Below are 17,183 nucleotides of genomic sequence, written 5' to 3'. Positions count from 1 at the left end.
ATTGGTCATACCAAAAAATAAATTAAATCTTTTATATTGTGTTTTTGGGCTAATATTACTAATATCGCCAATACAAAATGCACATTTTATCTCTTAAACACTAAATTGGTCATACCAATTTAGTGTTTAAGTACAATAAACTGTTCAATCTAGTAGTTAAGCATTTCAAGGAGTAGACAATGCTTCAACAGTGGCAACAAATTTATGATCCTATAGGCAATATCTGGATTTCGAGTGCTATTGCGCTAGTTCCAATTATTTTCTTTTTTTTAGCGTTAGCTATTTTTCGCATGAAGGGTAGTGTAGCCGCTACAATTACCGTCTTTTTAGCCTTTCTGGTCTCATTATTTTTATACAAAATGCCAATTGGAATGGCATTAGCATCAATGGTCTATGGATTCTTCTACGGCCTGTGGCCAATTGCATGGATTATTATCGGTGCAGTTTTTATATATAAGATTTCAGTAAAAACAGGACAGTTTGATGTTATTCGTTCGTCTATTCTGTCAATTACAGAAGATCAACGTTTGCAAATGCTATTAGTTGGGTTTGCTTTTGGTACGTTTTTAGAAGGTGCGGCAGGTTTTGGTGCGCCCGTCGCAATTACTGCGGCACTGTTGGTGGGACTCGGCTTTAAGCCTTTATATGCGGCTGGGCTATGTCTGATAGTTAATACTGCACCTGTTGCTTTTGGTGCAATGGGAATTCCGATCATTGTCGCTGGGCAGGTTTCAGGTGTTGACACCATGGAAATCAGTCAAATGGTTGGTCGTCAGTTACCCTTTATGGTGCCAATTGTATTGATCTGGATCATGGCAATCATGGATGGTTGGCGTGGGGTTAAAGAAACTTGGCCTGCTATTTTAGTTGCCAGCTTATCTTTTTCTTTAGCGCAATATCTAACATCAAATTTTGTTGGGCCTGAGTTACCCGATATCACTGCTGCAATTGCATCATTAATCAGTTTAACTATCTTACTTAAGTATTGGAAACCAAAACATATTTTTCTTTTTGAGGATAAAAATATACAGGTAGATGAAACTATTATCAAGCAAGCTCGTAAACAATATAGTGTGGCACAGATAGCCAAAGCCTGGTCTCCATTTCTGATACTTACAGCAATGGTGACGATCTGGAGCATCAAACCTTTTAAAGATTTATTTGTTAAGGACGGCCCATTAAGTGATTTAGTAGTTTCAGTTAAAGTGCCGTATTTGCATCAATTGATTCAAAAGCTACCACCTGTCGTGCCTGAAATTAAAGATTATGATGCGATTTATAAGTTTGATTGGTTATCAGCAACGGGTACGGCGATTATATTGGCGGCATTGATCACGATTATTTATTTAAACATGAAACCTAAAGAGGCAGTTTCGACATTCTTTGAAACCGTGAATGAACTAAAAACCCCAATTTATTCGATTGGTATGGTACTGGCTTTTGCGTTCATTGCAAACTATTCAGGTCTGTCAGCAACGCTTGCTTTAGCACTGGCACATACGGGTCAGGCTTTCACCTTCTTCTCACCATTCTTGGGTTGGGTTGGAGTGTTTCTTACAGGTTCAGATACTTCAGCTAACGCATTGTTTTCAGCGTTACAAGCAACTACAGCACAGCAAATCGGTGTGCCTGAAGTCTTGTTAGTTGCTGCCAATACCAGTGGTGGAGTAACAGGTAAGATGATTTCTCCTCAATCAATTGCGATTGCTTGTGCGGCAGTGGGCTTAGTTGGTAAAGAATCTGATTTATTTAGATTTACAGTAAAACACAGCATTATCTTTACGGTGATGATTGGTATTATTGTGACCTTACAAGCTTATGTTTTCCCGTGGATGATTCCGTAAACGGGTCAAGGAAAAAAATGAAAGTCTCCGATAAAGTAGTACAGCGGTTACGTCTATTGATTGAAAAAAATAATGTGCAAGTCGGAGAGCGATTGCCTGCCGAACGCCAACTCTGTGAACAATTGGGTGTGTCTCGTAGCTCTTTACGTGAGGCGATTCAACAGCTGATTACCGCAGGGATTATTCAGAGCAAAGCGGGTGCAGGCAACTATTTAAAGCAGTTGCCTGCACATTGGTCACAGCATCAAATCGTTGAGCCATTATCCGGTTTGATGGATCAAGATCCTGAATATCGTTTTGATGTACAAGAAGCTCGTATGGTGCTTGAAGGTGGTACAGCGTGGTATGCCGCACAACGTGCCACACCCAGTGATTTGATCAATATTCGTCAGTGTTTTGAGCAGATTAGCCATTTTCAGGCCTTAGGTGATGATGCACACGCAGCAATAGCGGATGCGAAGTTTCATCTGGCGATTGCAGAAGCATCCCACAATCTAGTGCTGATCCAAATGATGCGTAGTTTGTTTGATTTATTGCAAGACAACGTGATGTTAGGGCGACGTAAAGTCTACACTACACCACAACATTTTGAACAATTGCATGACCAGCACTTTGAAGTGATGGATGCAATTGAACGTCAAGACTCAGAGACTGCACGTAAGGCAGCTTGTGGGCATATTGAATTTGTTGTTCAACGCGTACGTATGATCGATGAAGAAGAAGCTCGTCGTCAACGTTCGAGTCGATTAAATAGGACATAAGTTATGATTATTTCTTCTGCAAATGACTATCGTGAAGCTGCGAAACGTCGTTTACCGCCATTTTTATTTGAATACATCGATGGTGGTGCCTATGCGGAATATACTTTAAAGCGTAATGTAGACGATTTATCAAAAATCGCTTTACGTCAACGTGTGTTAAATGACATGTCTGAGCTGAGCTTAGAAACGCAATTGTTTGGTGAAAATTTGGCGTTGCCAGTGGCATTGTCACCTGTAGGTCTAACGGGTATGTATGCGCGTCGTGGTGAAGTTCAAGCCGCGGTTGCCGCAGATAAAAAGGGCATTCCATTTACCTTATCAACAGTTTCAGTTTGTCCAATTGAAGAAGTGGCACCTGCGATTCAACGTCCGATGTGGTTTCAACTGTATGTACTACGTGACCGTGGTTTTATGAAAAATGCCTTGGAACGTGCTAAAGCCGCAGGCTGTTCTACCTTAGTATTCACAGTCGATATGCCTGTTCCAGGTGCGCGTTATCGTGATGCACATTCAGGAATGAGTGGTAAAAATGCTGCAATACGTCGTTATATGCAATCGTGTATGCACCCACACTGGGCTTGGAATGTCGGTTTATTGGGTCGTCCGCATGATTTGGGTAACATTTCGAAATATTTAGGTAAGCCGACAGGTCTGGAAGATTATATCGGTTGGCTGGGAAGTAACTTTGACCCTTCAATTTCTTGGAAAGATCTTGAGTGGATTCGTGATTATTGGGAGGGTCCCATGGTTATTAAGGGGATTTTAGATCCTGAGGATGCCAAGGATGCGGTACGTTTCGGAGCAGATGGAATTGTGGTCTCCAATCACGGTGGTCGTCAGCTTGATGGTGTTTTGTCTTCTGCTCGTGCGCTTCCTTCAATTGCAAGTGCGGTCAAAGGTGACATCAAAATTTTAGCAGATTCAGGGATTCGTAACGGTCTTGATGTGGTACGTATGTTGGCTATGGGTGCAGATATTTGCATGCTTGGTCGTGCATTTGTATACGCACTTGGTGCTGCCGGCGGTTCTGGGGTAAGTAATTTACTAGATTTGATTGAGAAAGAAATGCGTGTGGCAATGACATTGACTGGTGCAAGAACCATTGCAGATATTACATCGGATTGCCTGGTCAAGCTAGAGAAAGAGTAAGCGATTTAATTACTCACATTACTAAGGCTTTGCCAACTTTCCTTTGAAAAAAGAGATTTTTATCTGAATAATTTGGGTAAACAAAGCTTCCTTTTGAAAAAAAACCAACCTTGGTAAGAGTCACCGACATAAAATACACTAAATAACATAATTGGTGCGTTAATAAACTCTATATATATCAGCAATATAGAGTTTTTATTTTGTGTGACGTAATTTAAGGTGGGGTGGGGTACTTTTATTTTTGGTCACTAATTTATTGTGATAATCAACAATAATAACCAACATACATATGCTCAATCTAAGAGTATTTTACTGACTGGTATAATTTTATGATGAGAGGGGTGTTGCCTGAGGCTACGGTTTTCTGTTTGGCCTTTTGACGTAAGACGAACAAATATAAGCTTTCTACTTTTTCACGTGCCCATGGTGTGGTACGCAAGAATCGTAATGATGATTTAACACTTGGGTCTATGCAAAAATAGCTATTCAATTTTGTGACTTAAGCCTTCAAAGCCATCATCGTAGTCCAATAATTCATCCAAAATGTCAGCAAGTTTTTTGCCGTGGAGTGGCTCATTGGATCAATCGTATTTGGCAAAGGAAGCAATTATGACCTAGGTCAGGTAGGAAAAACTCGCTTTGAGTATTTGTGATAATCATAAAGGGAAAGCCTGAGTGATTGGTTGCTTACCCTGTACATTACTTTGAGAGAATTGAAAATTCGTTAGATTATTTCACGAAAAGTCATATTTAATCTTCCATGTTTAATCTTTGTCTGCTTAGGTACGCTATGTTGCCAAAAATGTTGTATTTCACCCTGCATAATTAAAAGGTCACCATGACCTAAATTAATTTCAATTTTATCAGCATGGTCATCATTACGTCTGAGTAAAAAGCGACGAGCTTCTCCGAAGTTTAATGAGGCGATAGTGGGGTTTTCACCTAACTCAGGTTCAGCATCTGTATGCCATGAAATATGATCTTGTCCACTTCGATACCAATTCAGTAAAACACTGTTAAAAGGAGTATCGTTGATTGTAGAAAGTTGCTCTCTCATCCAAAGCAATGCCGCATTCCAAGGATGAGGGTGAAGTAAGATCCCTGAATATTTATAGCTCTTCCCTGTATCACCATACCAAGCTGATACACGTGGTAATTCATGTTTTTTACCGTAGAGTTTTACAGTATCTTGTTGCCAAGCAATATTTGTCCATTTAAGTTCGTTAATATTATCAACATCATGCCAATTCGTATTTTCCCAATCGTAATGATCATTTTCAAAGAATACAGCCAAAGTGCGATCAGCTATTTTTTTCTCAATGAATTTGGGTATATAAATTAAGCTACCATAAGGGATTTTAATTTCAAAACCCCTACCACAAGCTGTAGGTTGACTTGCATATTGTTTGGTGCCAAAACAAGTTGTCTCTGATGCGAAAAGATCTTCTATCATGATTAGATTCCTATTTTATAGTTTCGCAGCATAGACACGAACAGGTGCTTTACGCATGGAAGTCTTTTGTGATGTATAGCGATATTCTTCAACTTCAATTGTGCCAGTTGTATTTAAATAAATCGTATTCGGGCGGGTCAATTCATGTAAAGCATCAAAGCCACGGTTGCCTGAAGAAAAATCAGGGCTGACGGCAAATATAAAATTTTCATTGGGCTGCATTTTAATGAGTTGTGTGAGCTTTGATAAGCTAAATATGCCAGCGCTATACATATCTAGAATGTTATTAAACAAATGAAAGCATGGATATTGTTTGATATTTGATGCTAGGTAGTCAGGCTCTAATTCATCAAATGTACAGGCTAAAGCGATCACTTCTATATTTATTTCTGCTGCTTTAGCTTTTTTTTCAATCCAATAAATAGCACGTTTTAAAGCATGAGCAGAGGGTTCAATCAGGACCAGTTTCAAACATTTAATTTGAAGTTTTGACTCAATTAGATGATCTATAAAAGCTAGAGAAGCAATGCCTTGTCCACAGCCATAGTCAATTACACAGGCTTCAATTGGCTGTGTAATTTTAAAATGTGGCATCACTTGGACATAGTCAATAATCGTTCGCATTCGTTGATAATGGGCTAAGCCATACAGTGCCATATATGAAGTGAGATCATCAAATTGCTGAAGTGGATTTTTAGCACGAGCAGTACGATTGCAAAAAGCTGAATAGTTAAAATTTGCTTGTAAATAATGTTTGAAAAACTCAATATTACCTTGGCAAATTTCTTTAAAGTCGGTTGAGTCAATAGAGCTTAAAAACTGCTCTTCTATTTTATCTTTGTATTGTAATAATGCGTTCATGAATCATCCAAATATATAAAACTTGGATGTACTTTATGATGGAATATTCTTTTATATATTTTTCATAAGCTTACGATAATTTTTGATATAAGTGCTTTATTCAGGCCTAAAATTTTGATTTGTATGTAAAAAAATTGCCATTATCAGCAGGAAAATCCTATCAGATATACGAGAAAGTAGAAATTCTACTTTTTCAAAACCTCTTAATCCCTTATTTTACGCCTTCTTCGAAACAGTGTTTCTCAGAAAGGCTCAGGAAGTCTGTTCAGACGATTCGCTCAATACTAGCTGAGGCAGGTCTAGTGTCTTAATCCCTTATCAGCAGGGAAGTCCAAAAATACGACCTAGAGTCAAATAGTCTTGCGCTTGGATTGAGCGTTGCTCAATTTATTCCAAGCTCACCCATTATCAGCAGGGAAGTCTGTTCAGACTTGCAGAGATCAGCGATACGGCTGATACGCTTAAGTCTTAATCCCTTATCAGCAGGGAAGTCTGTTCAGACATTCGCAAAATCAAACTTCAACAAAGATTGGAGTGTCTTAATCCCTTATCAGCAGGGAAGTCTGTTCAGACGAATTGTTCTTAATTTTAACTAGGGCCTGTTGACATTTTCTGTTCAAAAAAATAGCGAGAAAGTAAAATTTAATCGCCAAACCAAATTTACTTCTCGCTATGCCTCGTACAATGCTGAATGATCAACACTGGTCTAAGTTACTTTCTATTTTCCGAAATTTTGATATCTATTCCAAATCTAATTTGAGAAATTTTGTCGAAGCAATACTTTATAGAATAAGAACAGGCTGCCCATGGCGTGATTTGCTTAAAGAATTTGGTTCGTATAACTCAATCTTTAAAAAATATAATCGTTGGTGTAAAAATGATAAGTTAATGAAAATATTTAAATTAATTTCTTCAAATGCTGATATGGAATGGGTTTTTATTGATGCTAGTCATGTTCGGGCACACCAACATTCTGCTGGAATAAAAGATCAGGATATTTCTAAAAGCATTGGTGGAAGTAGTTCTAAAATACACTTAGCTGTTGATGCGGATGGTAATCCAATCGAAATTATTATCTCCGATGGAACGATACATGATGTCAAGATTGCTCCCAAAATGATTGAAAAACTTGATTTGAGTGAAACGGAAGTATGTTGTGCAGACAAAGGATATGACTCTGAATCATTAAGAGAACAAATATCTGTGAAAAAAACTAAAGCGAATATTCCAAGAAAATCAAATACTCAGTCAAATAATGATCATATGGATTGGTATTTATATAAAATCAGACACTTAGTTGAGAATGCATTTTGTAGGTTAAAGCAGTTCAGAGGAATAGCAACACGATATGATAAGCTAAAGTGTAGCTATGAGGGGGCAGTTGCATTAGCTTGTATATTTATTTGGCTACCTTTATCGCGTAAATTCTATACTTGAAATGTCAACAGACCCTAATGATTGATATGACATTTTTATGCAGTGAATGTTTATTTATGCTTCAAACTGACAGTATTCGTCTAGGTCATTTTCTGTGTTGAAAGAGATAAAATATTTGCTTTTATTGTGATAGGATTCTTCTAAATTTTAACTTAAAATCGAAATTTAATAATAAATAGTGTGTTTTTGGTCTCTGATTTAAAATTAAGTGAGTGTTGGTTGGTTTTTTTGATAAAAACCAATAGACTTGCTACATTTTTGTATGAAAAGTTGGCTTTTTGTAGTATTTTGGTTAAAAAATCATCAACAAGAATTTATTTTTATGATTTTAGTGGGTTATTGGATATGGTAAGTCGATTCAAGGGAAGTGTTATTTCACGAGTTTCTTTTGCCTGCTGTCTTAGTTTATTTATTTTTACTTGTAGCCCTGTGGTTTTTGCTCAACCCAAGGCGGGAAGTAGCATTACTAACATAGCGAGTGGTGACTTTTATGATGAGCAAGGCAACTTGCAAGTCATCAACTCCAATCCCGTTATCCTCACAGTTCAGCCTATTTACTCATTGAACCTGCAAAGCAATCAGCAGAATATCGGAACTATTGGCAGTAAACTCAATTTTCCTCATGTACTCACCAATACGGGAAATATTGCTGATAGCTATAAAATTACACTGAATCAACTTACAAATGACCAGTTTGATCTAGAAAATATCGCAGTTTATGCGGATCGGGATCAAAATGGTGAGCCTGATGACAATAATAATTTACTCAATAATGCAATTCTGAATTTAGAAGCAGGTGAGTCTGTGGCTGTGGTTGTGGTGGGAAGTATTCCAGTCAACAGCATTAGCGCAGGTCACGTTGCAAACTTTACTTTAACTTCAACCAGTCAACTTGATTCAGGTAATGTGTCTGCCACTGTCTCAGATGTTGCAAAAGTGGTTGATGATGCGGTTATTCAGGTCACAAAATCTCAAAATATCAGTACAGGTAAAACAGGCACAGAAGTTACCTATACATTTACCTATAACAATACGGGGACTGCACTAGGTCAACTATTTGTCCGTGATACTTTGCCGAGCAGTGTAAGTTACCAAGCTGGAACAGCTATTTGGAATAATGGCGCAAGTACATTAACAGATGTAGATAATGACAATGAAGCAGGCAGTACTGCTGAGTCAGTTATGAACTATAAATATGCGGGTGGTGAGGTGGAATTTAAACTCACAGGCATTACTGCGTTAAGCAAAGGTACATTTAGTTTTAAGGTAAAAGTTAATCCGAATGCAGCGGAAAAAATCAATAACACTGCTAACTATAAACAGTATAAAAATAATACAACTACCTTGTTAAAAGATACATCAACCAATACCGTTATTTTTACAGTTCAGCAAACCTTAGGGGTGATACTGAATAACTCTTCTGTTGGAAATACTGATGGAGGAACGAATGACTTGCTCACCAAATCAAACACATTTACTGGTGCAGCCAAAGAAATCCAGTTTGATAATTATGTTTGGAATACAGGACAGGCGACAGACAGCTATAATTTAAACATTACAAAAAGTGCAAATGTCCCAAGTTGTGCAGTCACACGCTTATACCAGTCCGATGGGCGTACTTTACTGACAGATAGTAATGCTGACGGTATTATTGATACAGGTTCGATGGCAGCAGGCGCATCGAAAAAAATTGTGCTTGGTGTTTATTTCCCTGCCAATTGTGTTACAGCGACTAATGAAATACTAGATTTTGATGTTAAGGCAACTTCAGTTACAGATACAGCAATTACCAATAGTACTCGTAATCGATTAAACAATACCAATACCGCAGGTTCTAGTGACTTGTACAATAATGATAGTTCAGGAACTGGTATAGGTGCTGTTACATCACCTGGTGGACAGGCATGGGTAAATAAATCAGCAGTTAGGGGTGGAACAGCCGTATTTCCTTTGGTTGTAGAGAATAAGAGTACGGTAACGAATAGCTATAATTTATATGCTTCGGTTGCTGAAATTGATGTCAATAATATCAGTACCAGTTTGCCTGCCCAGTGGATAGTGAAATTCTATGATACGAGTGATGATTGCCAAAGCCTAGGAAATGTAATCAGCAGTACTGGCAATGTAGCAGCGGGTGCAACCAAAAAATATTGTGCTGTTGTCACTGTTCCCACTAATACAGACTTGGCTAATCTTCCTATTTGGTTTGCGATAAAATCCCCAATGAATGCACAGGCGGATAGTATTAAGGACCAAGTTGATATTATCCAGAGACAAATGACACTGGCAAATGATCGGCAGGGTCGGGTCAATATTGGTGGCACAGTTGTCTATCTACATACCTTAAAGAATACAGGAACTGTGGTTGAGGGGAATGCAGTAGGCCAGATCACGTTTAGTGTTATTCCGCAAAACCCAAATGATACCTTTACTTATACTTTGTATCATGATGCCAATAATAATGGCGTGATTGATGCGACTGATCCAATGATTAATGATTTATCCATCATTACAGGTGGTTTAGCGCCGCAAGCTTCAATTCAACTTCTCTTAAAAGTCCAGGCACCAACAACGGCAACCAATGGTATGTCTAGTGTGGCGAATATTGTGGTGAAAGCAAACAATACCATTCAGGGGCTGACCTTGGATGATTTACAAAACACTGACTTGACCACGGTAGATCCAACCCAGTTACGTTTGACCAAAGAGCAGGCGAAAGATGAAAACTGTGCCTTAACTTTAGCTACGGTAAGCAGTGCAACCTACGGAAGCACACCACTTCAAGTAAAACCAAATCAATGTGTGAGCTATCGTTTAACCATTAAAAATGAGGGCGCCACCCCAGCTAGTAATATTGTGATTAATGATATTGTGCCTGCTTACAGCCAATTACGTAGTGGTTTACCACCATTTATTAGTCAAGGCACAATCGCTGTAAATAACGATCAAATTGCAGGCAGTGTGGGATCGCTTGCACCACAAGGTCAGGCTTCCATGTACTTTTCTATTCGGGTAAGCCCATAAACAGAGCGGATATTAGAGCATGAAGATGATCAATACACTAAATAATAACCGCCCAAAACTGTTTAATTGGGTCTTGACCTTGCTGTGCGTGTTGATGGTCCAGCAATCGGCCTGGGCTGCAACCAACTCGATCATCAGTAACATGGCAGTTGGTGAGTACAGCGAAGAGGGTTCAACGGTTGTACAGGTAGCACGTTCCAACTTGGTGCAAACCACAATTTTACCTGTGTACTCATTAAGTTTGGTGGCGGCAAATAATAAGAAAGCTGTAGCTGGGCAAACGGTTTATTTCAATCATATTCTAACCAATACCAGTAATGAGACAGACCAATATACTTTTGCTGTAAGCAATAATTCCACTGGTGATGATTTTGATTTTGTGAATAGTAGCTTGACGGTTTATCTGGATGCCAATAATGATGGTGTCCCAGATGGATCGCCAATTACAGGTTATACATTGGGTGCAGGTCAGTCCGTTGGACTGGTTGTTGCGGCAACCATACCGAATACGATTACCACAGGAAAATTTGCAAATTTAACTTTGGCGGTGACATCTGCGAATGGCGCGAGTGGAACAAATAGCAATGTTGACAAGGCAACTGTAACTGACCAGTCAACTCTGGTGGTGCGTAAAAAATTCTCTCAAATCACTGCTGCAAATGGTGATGTGGTCACTATACGTCTGGATTATCAAAATCCATCAAACAGTGTTGTCACAACCGCAACTTTAACTGACACGTTAGGAAGTAATTTAACCTATGAGGCAAATTCGGGTAAATGGAATGGCGTAACTGTATATGATGCAGTGGGGGGAACAGCCGATCCAACAGGAATTAATTATAGTGTCACCTCGAATGTTGTTACCGCAACCCTAACCAATATTCCAGCGAATACGATTGGCTATATCGAATTTAATGTAAAAATTAATAAAAGCATTGCAGGGAAAATTGAGAACGTCATTAATGTAACAGGGCCAACGACAGACACAAGTAATACAGCAGTTGTAAATGTTGCTCCAGTCTATGCTGTCAAAATGAATGGTAGTGCAAGCAACGTCAGTGATAATACCAATACCATTACGGCCAGTGCGGTTCCCCAGGGTGGTGAACTTAAATTTACCAACTATGTCTGGAATATAGGGAATACCACAGATCGTTTTAACCTCACTTTAACTAACAGTACATTTCCAGCAGGTAGTCAAATTGAGTTGTATCGTGCGGATGGTGTGACACCATTATTAGACAGTAATGGTGATGGTATTCCTGATACGGGATTATTGGCTGCCAATAGCAGTGTTCCTGTTGTGGTCAAAGTTCGTTTCCCAAGTAGTTATGCAGTAACCACAAATACACCTTTTGAAGTTACACCAAAGGCACAGTCTTTGGGTGATGGCACTAAAACTGGCACAATTAAAGATCAGGGTAGTTTAAATCCTACTCTGGTCTCACAATTGGTGGATTTAACCAATGCTGATAATACGGGGCTGGGTAATGGTGAGGTTGATAATAATGGCGCTGCTTGGAAAACCCTAACAGTAAAATCCAGTGATAATGCTGTGACTGGCGGACAGGTAATTTTTCCATTAACAGTGAAACATACAGGTGTTGGAACAGAGTATTTGCTCAGTGCAAATGCCAGCAGTGATTTTTCTAGCCTAACTTTACCCGCAGGCGTAAACCGTGTGCGTTTTTATGCATCCACAAATGGTACAAACTGTAGTGGGTTGGGTAATGAAATTGGTAAGACGATTTATTTAAATGATGCGGAAACCCAACTGGTCTGTGCGGTTGTTGAAGTGGATAAAGTCAATAAAGACGTGACTGTACCAATTTATTTTCGTGTGATCTCAACTAGCTTTGTTGGTACGGGTAACCCTGCTCAGGATACAATCAAAAACGCAGTGGAGATTCAAAGTGTCAATTCCGTACCCCAATTGGAATTTACACCAGATTTACATGCTCAGGTTGCACCATTGGGCACAGTGGTCTATCGTCATTTACTGACTAACCCTACTGCTACAGACTTTACGGGGAGCTATGGTTTTATCATCAACAATAGTGAGTCTAGCTTTAACAGTGTACTATTTCTGGATGTCGATGGGGATGGCAAGTTCAGCAGTGGGGATTTAAATATTCGTACATTGGCGGACTTACCAGGTGGCAAAGTGGCAGCTCATGAGCAAATTCAACTCTTATTACAAGTCACGAATGTTGCAAATAACAATCTCAATCAGACGAATACAACGATTGTGAGTTTAACAGATAGTAGCAATCAGGTTATTGCTTCTATTAAAGATGTGACCACAGTCAAGCAGTCACAATTAACCCTGACAAAATTGCAGGCACGAGATTTCAATTGTAATGGTACAGCCGATGAAACATACACAACAAATACTTTAACTATTGGTAAGCAAAGCAATGGTCAAGGCCAATGTGTCTTGTACAAGGTGATTTTAACCAATACAAGTGCTACTGCTATGAGTACTGCATTTACCTTTAGAGACATGACGCCTGCCTATACAGTTTTATCTCAATCACCTATCTGCACATCATGTAGTAGTATGACTGCTCCCTCAGTCGGTAATGCTGGCGCGGTTTCAGGAACATTAAATAGTGTGGCGGCAAATCAAAGTTACGAATTTAGTTTTGGGGTGCGCTATGTGGGTCAGTAAGCAAATAATGAAAAAGAATACCTCTAATTACAGCATGATGAATCATAAAGTTAGTTATATATATACTTTGGTTTTGTTTATCTTAACTTGTTTGATGTGTAGCCAAGCTGTATTGGCTGCTCCACCAACGATTGAGATTTTTTCAGGCTCAGGGTCTGGGCAGGGTCCAACACAAGGTCCTGTAACTCATACTTTTTTATTAAACCGAAATAATCCAACTGATAATAATCCAGAGGAATATACTCCGACCACAAAAGTTACTTATACCGTGACTTCAATCTACAATACTGCAACCTATTCAGGTCAATCAGGACAAAATAAACCTGAGTTAACTATAGGTGGTACTACAAGTGGTAGTAGTGTGGTAGCAACGTCGGTGCTTACACCCTTAGATACGATTGGTGATGCTGTGGATACAATGCTTTCGGCTTCTATACAAAATGCGCCAGCATCATGTCCTGCTACGGGAGCTTGTCCGTCGAACAATGGAGGAATTAATGTAGCTGCTAATCAGGGGGTTTACTTTCTTGCTTTGACAAAAAGTTTGGCAGGTGTAAGTGGAGCGAATAGTGCTCGAAGAAAAGTTGGATCAGTAAAAATAAAATTTAATCGACCAGTGAATAATCCTGTTTTGCAAGCAACAGGTTTGGGGGGGGCGAGTTCTGGGGGAGCTGTGGGATTTGCCGCTGAATTTACCTATACAGGTGGAACAGCTTCTACCCCTGTAACCCTAAAAAAACTATCAGGGAGTCAATATTTTTCTGTTAGTGGTAATGATATTATAAATACTGCAACTGTAATTACAGCATCATCAACTGGTGGGGGGGCAAGTGGTAGTGTTTATATACAGGGAAAAGGAATTACTGAATTAAATTTTGATATTTATATTCGTGGAGATGGGCGAGCGTCATATACTACTACTGGAGGAGATGCTTTTTTCTTTGGTATGTCCAGTATGGATGCTGATAGTGATGTCACCTTGGTTAAAAAACAACGTGTAGGCAACACAGGCACATTTGTACAGACACAATTAGATAATGTGCCTGTTAATTCATTGATGCAATATCAATTAACTATTACTAATAATACACCCGCAGGTGCATCATTAGGAGGTACTGTTGTAAATTTACCTTTTAATGACACACTCCCAGTTAGTTTAAAAAATGTTTCTATTGTCGGAACACCAGCTACGACACAAGGTACAGGAGGTTCAAGCCCTGTTACTACCTCCTGTACTCCTACATTAACAGGCGATAATACCGCAGGCTGGAAAGTCTCTGGGCTATTTACGGGAGCAACAACTGCAACCTGTATAATCACGATTCAGGGTACAGCAACCGCAGCAGGTACGTTAACCAATACAGCAACAATAGAGTCAACCTCATCGAATACGCCTGTCAGTAGTTTAGTCAATGCGATCATTGTAGCCCCGACACCTGATCCAGCGGTTAAGGAAGCTCGTTTTACAATTACTCCTGATTTACCCACGATTGTACGAGGACGAGTTGGTACACAAACCATCAATATTAAAAATGAAGGGCCGAACGATGCAACCAATGCCATCGCAACCTATATTGCCGCACCAAAAGATGGTGTGACAGTAACGGGTGTAAGTGTTGTCGGTGGGGGGGGGTGTGCCCAAAGTGGTAGCAACTGGACATGCCCTTTAGGGAGCGTGGCGAATGGAGCTACAAAACAATTATCTGTGAGTTACAGCACAACAGCGGCTTCCTCTACAGGTACTGCTCAGCAAGCGACCGTTAAAGTTTCGAGTGATGAGTTTAACCCAGGTAGTGGTGCAGGCGAAACACTGTATAAGGTTTGGGGCAACATCAAGGAAGATGAGTCAATAACCAATGGTGCCTTTTGGGTGGGATATACAGGTACAGGTGGAAATACGCCTGTAGGCGATTATGTAGATCAGACAAGTTCACTTGCAGCAGCTTGGCCTACAACCCAAACTAGCCCGACGGGTGCTTATCTTTCCTATGGCGGGCCAGCACTCGGCGACTCAGTGTATTTGGCATCCAGCAGCACCGCTGCACCCATGATCCAACGCATTATTGGCAATATGGGGACAGCTGCTGAAAGAACGGTAACACTCCCTACAAAACAGATTGCCGATAACCGCCGTGCTTGGGAATTTACCACAGGGATCTATATTCCGAGTTCGCAAACATTAACAGTTTGTATTGGAAATACGAGTGTTGGCCTGGATGATGGCGCATATATTATGGTGGATGGTAATGTCGTGGCGAGTAGAAATGGATGGACATCAAATGGTGTAAATGTTACCACAGCTTCCGCCTTTAGTGCTGGTTATCATCGCATTAGCTATCGTATCGTCAATCGTAATACCTACAATTTATCAGTGGGGGATGCAGAAAACTCCGCAGGTGGTTATGGACCAATTGGTTTGTCTTTAAGTGGGAATTGTTCGACTGCAAACTATGACACAGTCACAGGTACAGGTGTTCCTGTCAGTATTAACATTATAGATGGTGCAAAAATTAAAATTGCTAAAAACTCTGTGAATGGGACGGATACGTTTAACTATATTAATCTTAGCAATCTTGTAAATAGTACAACAGCAGTTACCACGGATTCTGTAACTACAGTCACAGCAGGAACCACAGCAACCTCTGCACAACAGCTTTGGGCGCAAACATTGAATACAGATGTTTCTTTTACAGAAAGTGCTTTAGCTGGATATGTTTTATCAGGTGTTAGTTGTGTAGATGCAAATAGCGGTGTAACAGGGAATACAGGTACTTTTTGGACGCGTGTAAATAATATTGTGACGATTCCCGCTGTTCGCATAAAAGAAGGTGCCAATATTACCTGTACATTTACCAATACTAAGCTTATTTACGTTGATATTAGTGGACGAGTATTTGTTGATAATAGCGGAACAACGCTGGATGTGAGTAAAGCATATAATGGCATACAAGATGCAGGTGAAGTTGGGATTGCAAATAGTACAATTCGTTTGAATAACTGTAGTACTACACAATTAGCTTCAACAGTGACAAGTGCAAATGGTGATTATGCTTTCTCAATTGAACAAAGCTTATTACCATCATCATTTTGTATTGTTCAGCAGAATTTACCTGAATATATTTCTGTCAGTGCCGATAGTATAACGGTAGCAAACACAAGTGCGACCAGCTATCCAAACAATAACTTTGCCGATGTTAAACTCAATGTACTTCTAACAGAAGATGGACAACATACCATTACCGCAGGTGAAGTGACTGATTATCCACACCGTTTAAGTACCCAGGCCCCTGTTTGGGTAACAAAGTTGGAACAAACCCAATCAAACTCAAACAATGATCAACCTTGGCAGGCATTGGTTTACCAAGACACCAACTGTAACGGTACCGTTGATACAGGTGAAACAGTGTTTGATCCAACAGCCTCAGGTACTGTGTTGTTGCAACCAAACACTGATATCTGTCTTGTACAACGTGTATTTGCACCGACCAATATTTTTGCTGGTGCACAGCATATTGGAACGCTACAGGCAAGCTATGCTGTGAGTGCATTAAACCTCACAGACCAGAAAACCCAACAACGTCAGGATGTGACACTTATTGGCAGTGCAGGATTAACACTGACAAAAAAAGTACGTGCAGTAACCAGCTGTTCTTCAACTCCATCTGATTCTTTAGGCTTTTTAGTGAATAACGAAGCCACAAAACAGCAAAATCTGGAGTATGAGATCACCTATAAAAATAATAGTGTGAAGAACCTACAGAATGTCAAAGTAAAAGATAGTTTACCAACTGGTACTAATTTTGGCAGTGTAAGTTGCCGCCTAACACCAAGTGGAAATATTTGTAATGCAACACGTTCTGGAGAAGTTCTTGAATGGACTTTAACAGGTTTGCTAAAACCATCAGCCACAGGAACTTTAAGATTTTGTGTTAGTCAATAAACAGAACCTATCACAGATCGGTAGGTTGAAAAACGTGCAAAGG

The 17,183-nt window shown here is 39.6% G+C and carries 9 protein-coding genes and 1 pseudogene; 7 read left to right on the top strand and 3 right to left on the bottom strand.

Translation table 11 applies throughout. The features are described from left to right. Positions 1–179 precede the first annotated feature (179 nt). From lldP to lldD, 3 genes are read left to right on the top strand one after another with little or no spacing between them, the layout of a single operon-like run. Entirely contained in the window at positions 180–1,844 is a 1,665-nt protein-coding gene (gene lldP / locus FTV08_RS13040; RefSeq protein WP_044112454.1) for an L-lactate permease, read from the top strand. A gap of 17 nt (positions 1,845–1,861) precedes the next feature. Next, complete coding sequence (gene lldR / locus FTV08_RS13035; protein WP_180039011.1) at positions 1,862–2,605, top strand: transcriptional regulator LldR; 744 nt, start codon at positions 1,862–1,864, stop codon at positions 2,603–2,605. Between the two features lie 3 nt (positions 2,606–2,608). Beyond that, on the top strand, positions 2,609–3,754 hold the full coding sequence (lldD, locus tag FTV08_RS13030) for an FMN-dependent L-lactate dehydrogenase LldD (RefSeq protein ID WP_114541435.1): 1,146 nt from the start codon (positions 2,609–2,611) through the stop codon (positions 3,752–3,754). 358 nt (positions 3,755–4,112) lie between these two features. Here the strand turns inward: lldD and FTV08_RS13025 are convergent. From FTV08_RS13025 to FTV08_RS13015, 3 genes and pseudogenes are all read right to left on the bottom strand, one after another. Further along, positions 4,113–4,299, bottom strand: a pseudogene (locus tag FTV08_RS13025) (VF530 family DNA-binding protein); the annotation flags it as partial. A gap of 179 nt (positions 4,300–4,478) precedes the next feature. Further along, entirely contained in the window at positions 4,479–5,207 is a 729-nt protein-coding gene (locus tag FTV08_RS13020; protein ID WP_180039012.1) for an alpha-ketoglutarate-dependent dioxygenase AlkB, read from the bottom strand. A gap of 15 nt (positions 5,208–5,222) precedes the next feature. Continuing rightward, on the bottom strand, positions 5,223–6,068 hold the full coding sequence (locus tag FTV08_RS13015) for a class I SAM-dependent methyltransferase (RefSeq protein ID WP_180039013.1): 846 nt from the start codon (positions 6,066–6,068) through the stop codon (positions 5,223–5,225). Between the two features lie 672 nt (positions 6,069–6,740). On the opposite strand from FTV08_RS13015, the gene FTV08_RS13010 reads away from it, so the two are divergent. The 4 genes from FTV08_RS13010 to FTV08_RS12995 all read left to right on the top strand — a co-directional run bounded on the left by FTV08_RS13010 (position 6,741) and on the right by FTV08_RS12995 (position 17,140). Next, positions 6,741–7,505, top strand: a complete 765-nt coding sequence (locus FTV08_RS13010; protein WP_180039014.1) for an IS5 family transposase — start codon at positions 6,741–6,743, stop codon at positions 7,503–7,505. Positions 7,506–7,850: 345 nt separating this feature from the next. Further along, a complete protein-coding gene (locus FTV08_RS13005) occupies positions 7,851–10,529 on the top strand; it encodes a DUF11 domain-containing protein (RefSeq protein ID WP_180087470.1) in 2,679 nt (892 codons plus the stop codon). A 19-nt stretch (positions 10,530–10,548) separates the two neighbouring features. Further along, positions 10,549–13,200, top strand: coding sequence for an isopeptide-forming domain-containing fimbrial protein (locus FTV08_RS13000; protein WP_180087464.1), 2,652 nt, complete (start codon positions 10,549–10,551; stop codon positions 13,198–13,200). Next, positions 13,187–17,140 carry an SdrD B-like domain-containing protein gene (locus tag FTV08_RS12995; protein ID WP_180087463.1) on the top strand — a complete coding sequence of 1,318 codons (3,954 nt, stop codon included), beginning with the start codon at positions 13,187–13,189 and terminating at the stop codon, positions 17,138–17,140. The genes FTV08_RS13000 and FTV08_RS12995 overlap by 14 nt, the downstream gene beginning before the upstream one ends. The last annotated feature ends 43 nt before the right edge of the window (positions 17,141–17,183 follow it).

The sequence above is a fragment of the Acinetobacter sp. YH12226 genome (assembly GCF_013417805.1).
Lineage (GTDB): Bacteria > Pseudomonadota > Gammaproteobacteria > Pseudomonadales > Moraxellaceae > Acinetobacter.
This window is presented reverse-complemented; position numbering and strand designations above follow the sequence as displayed.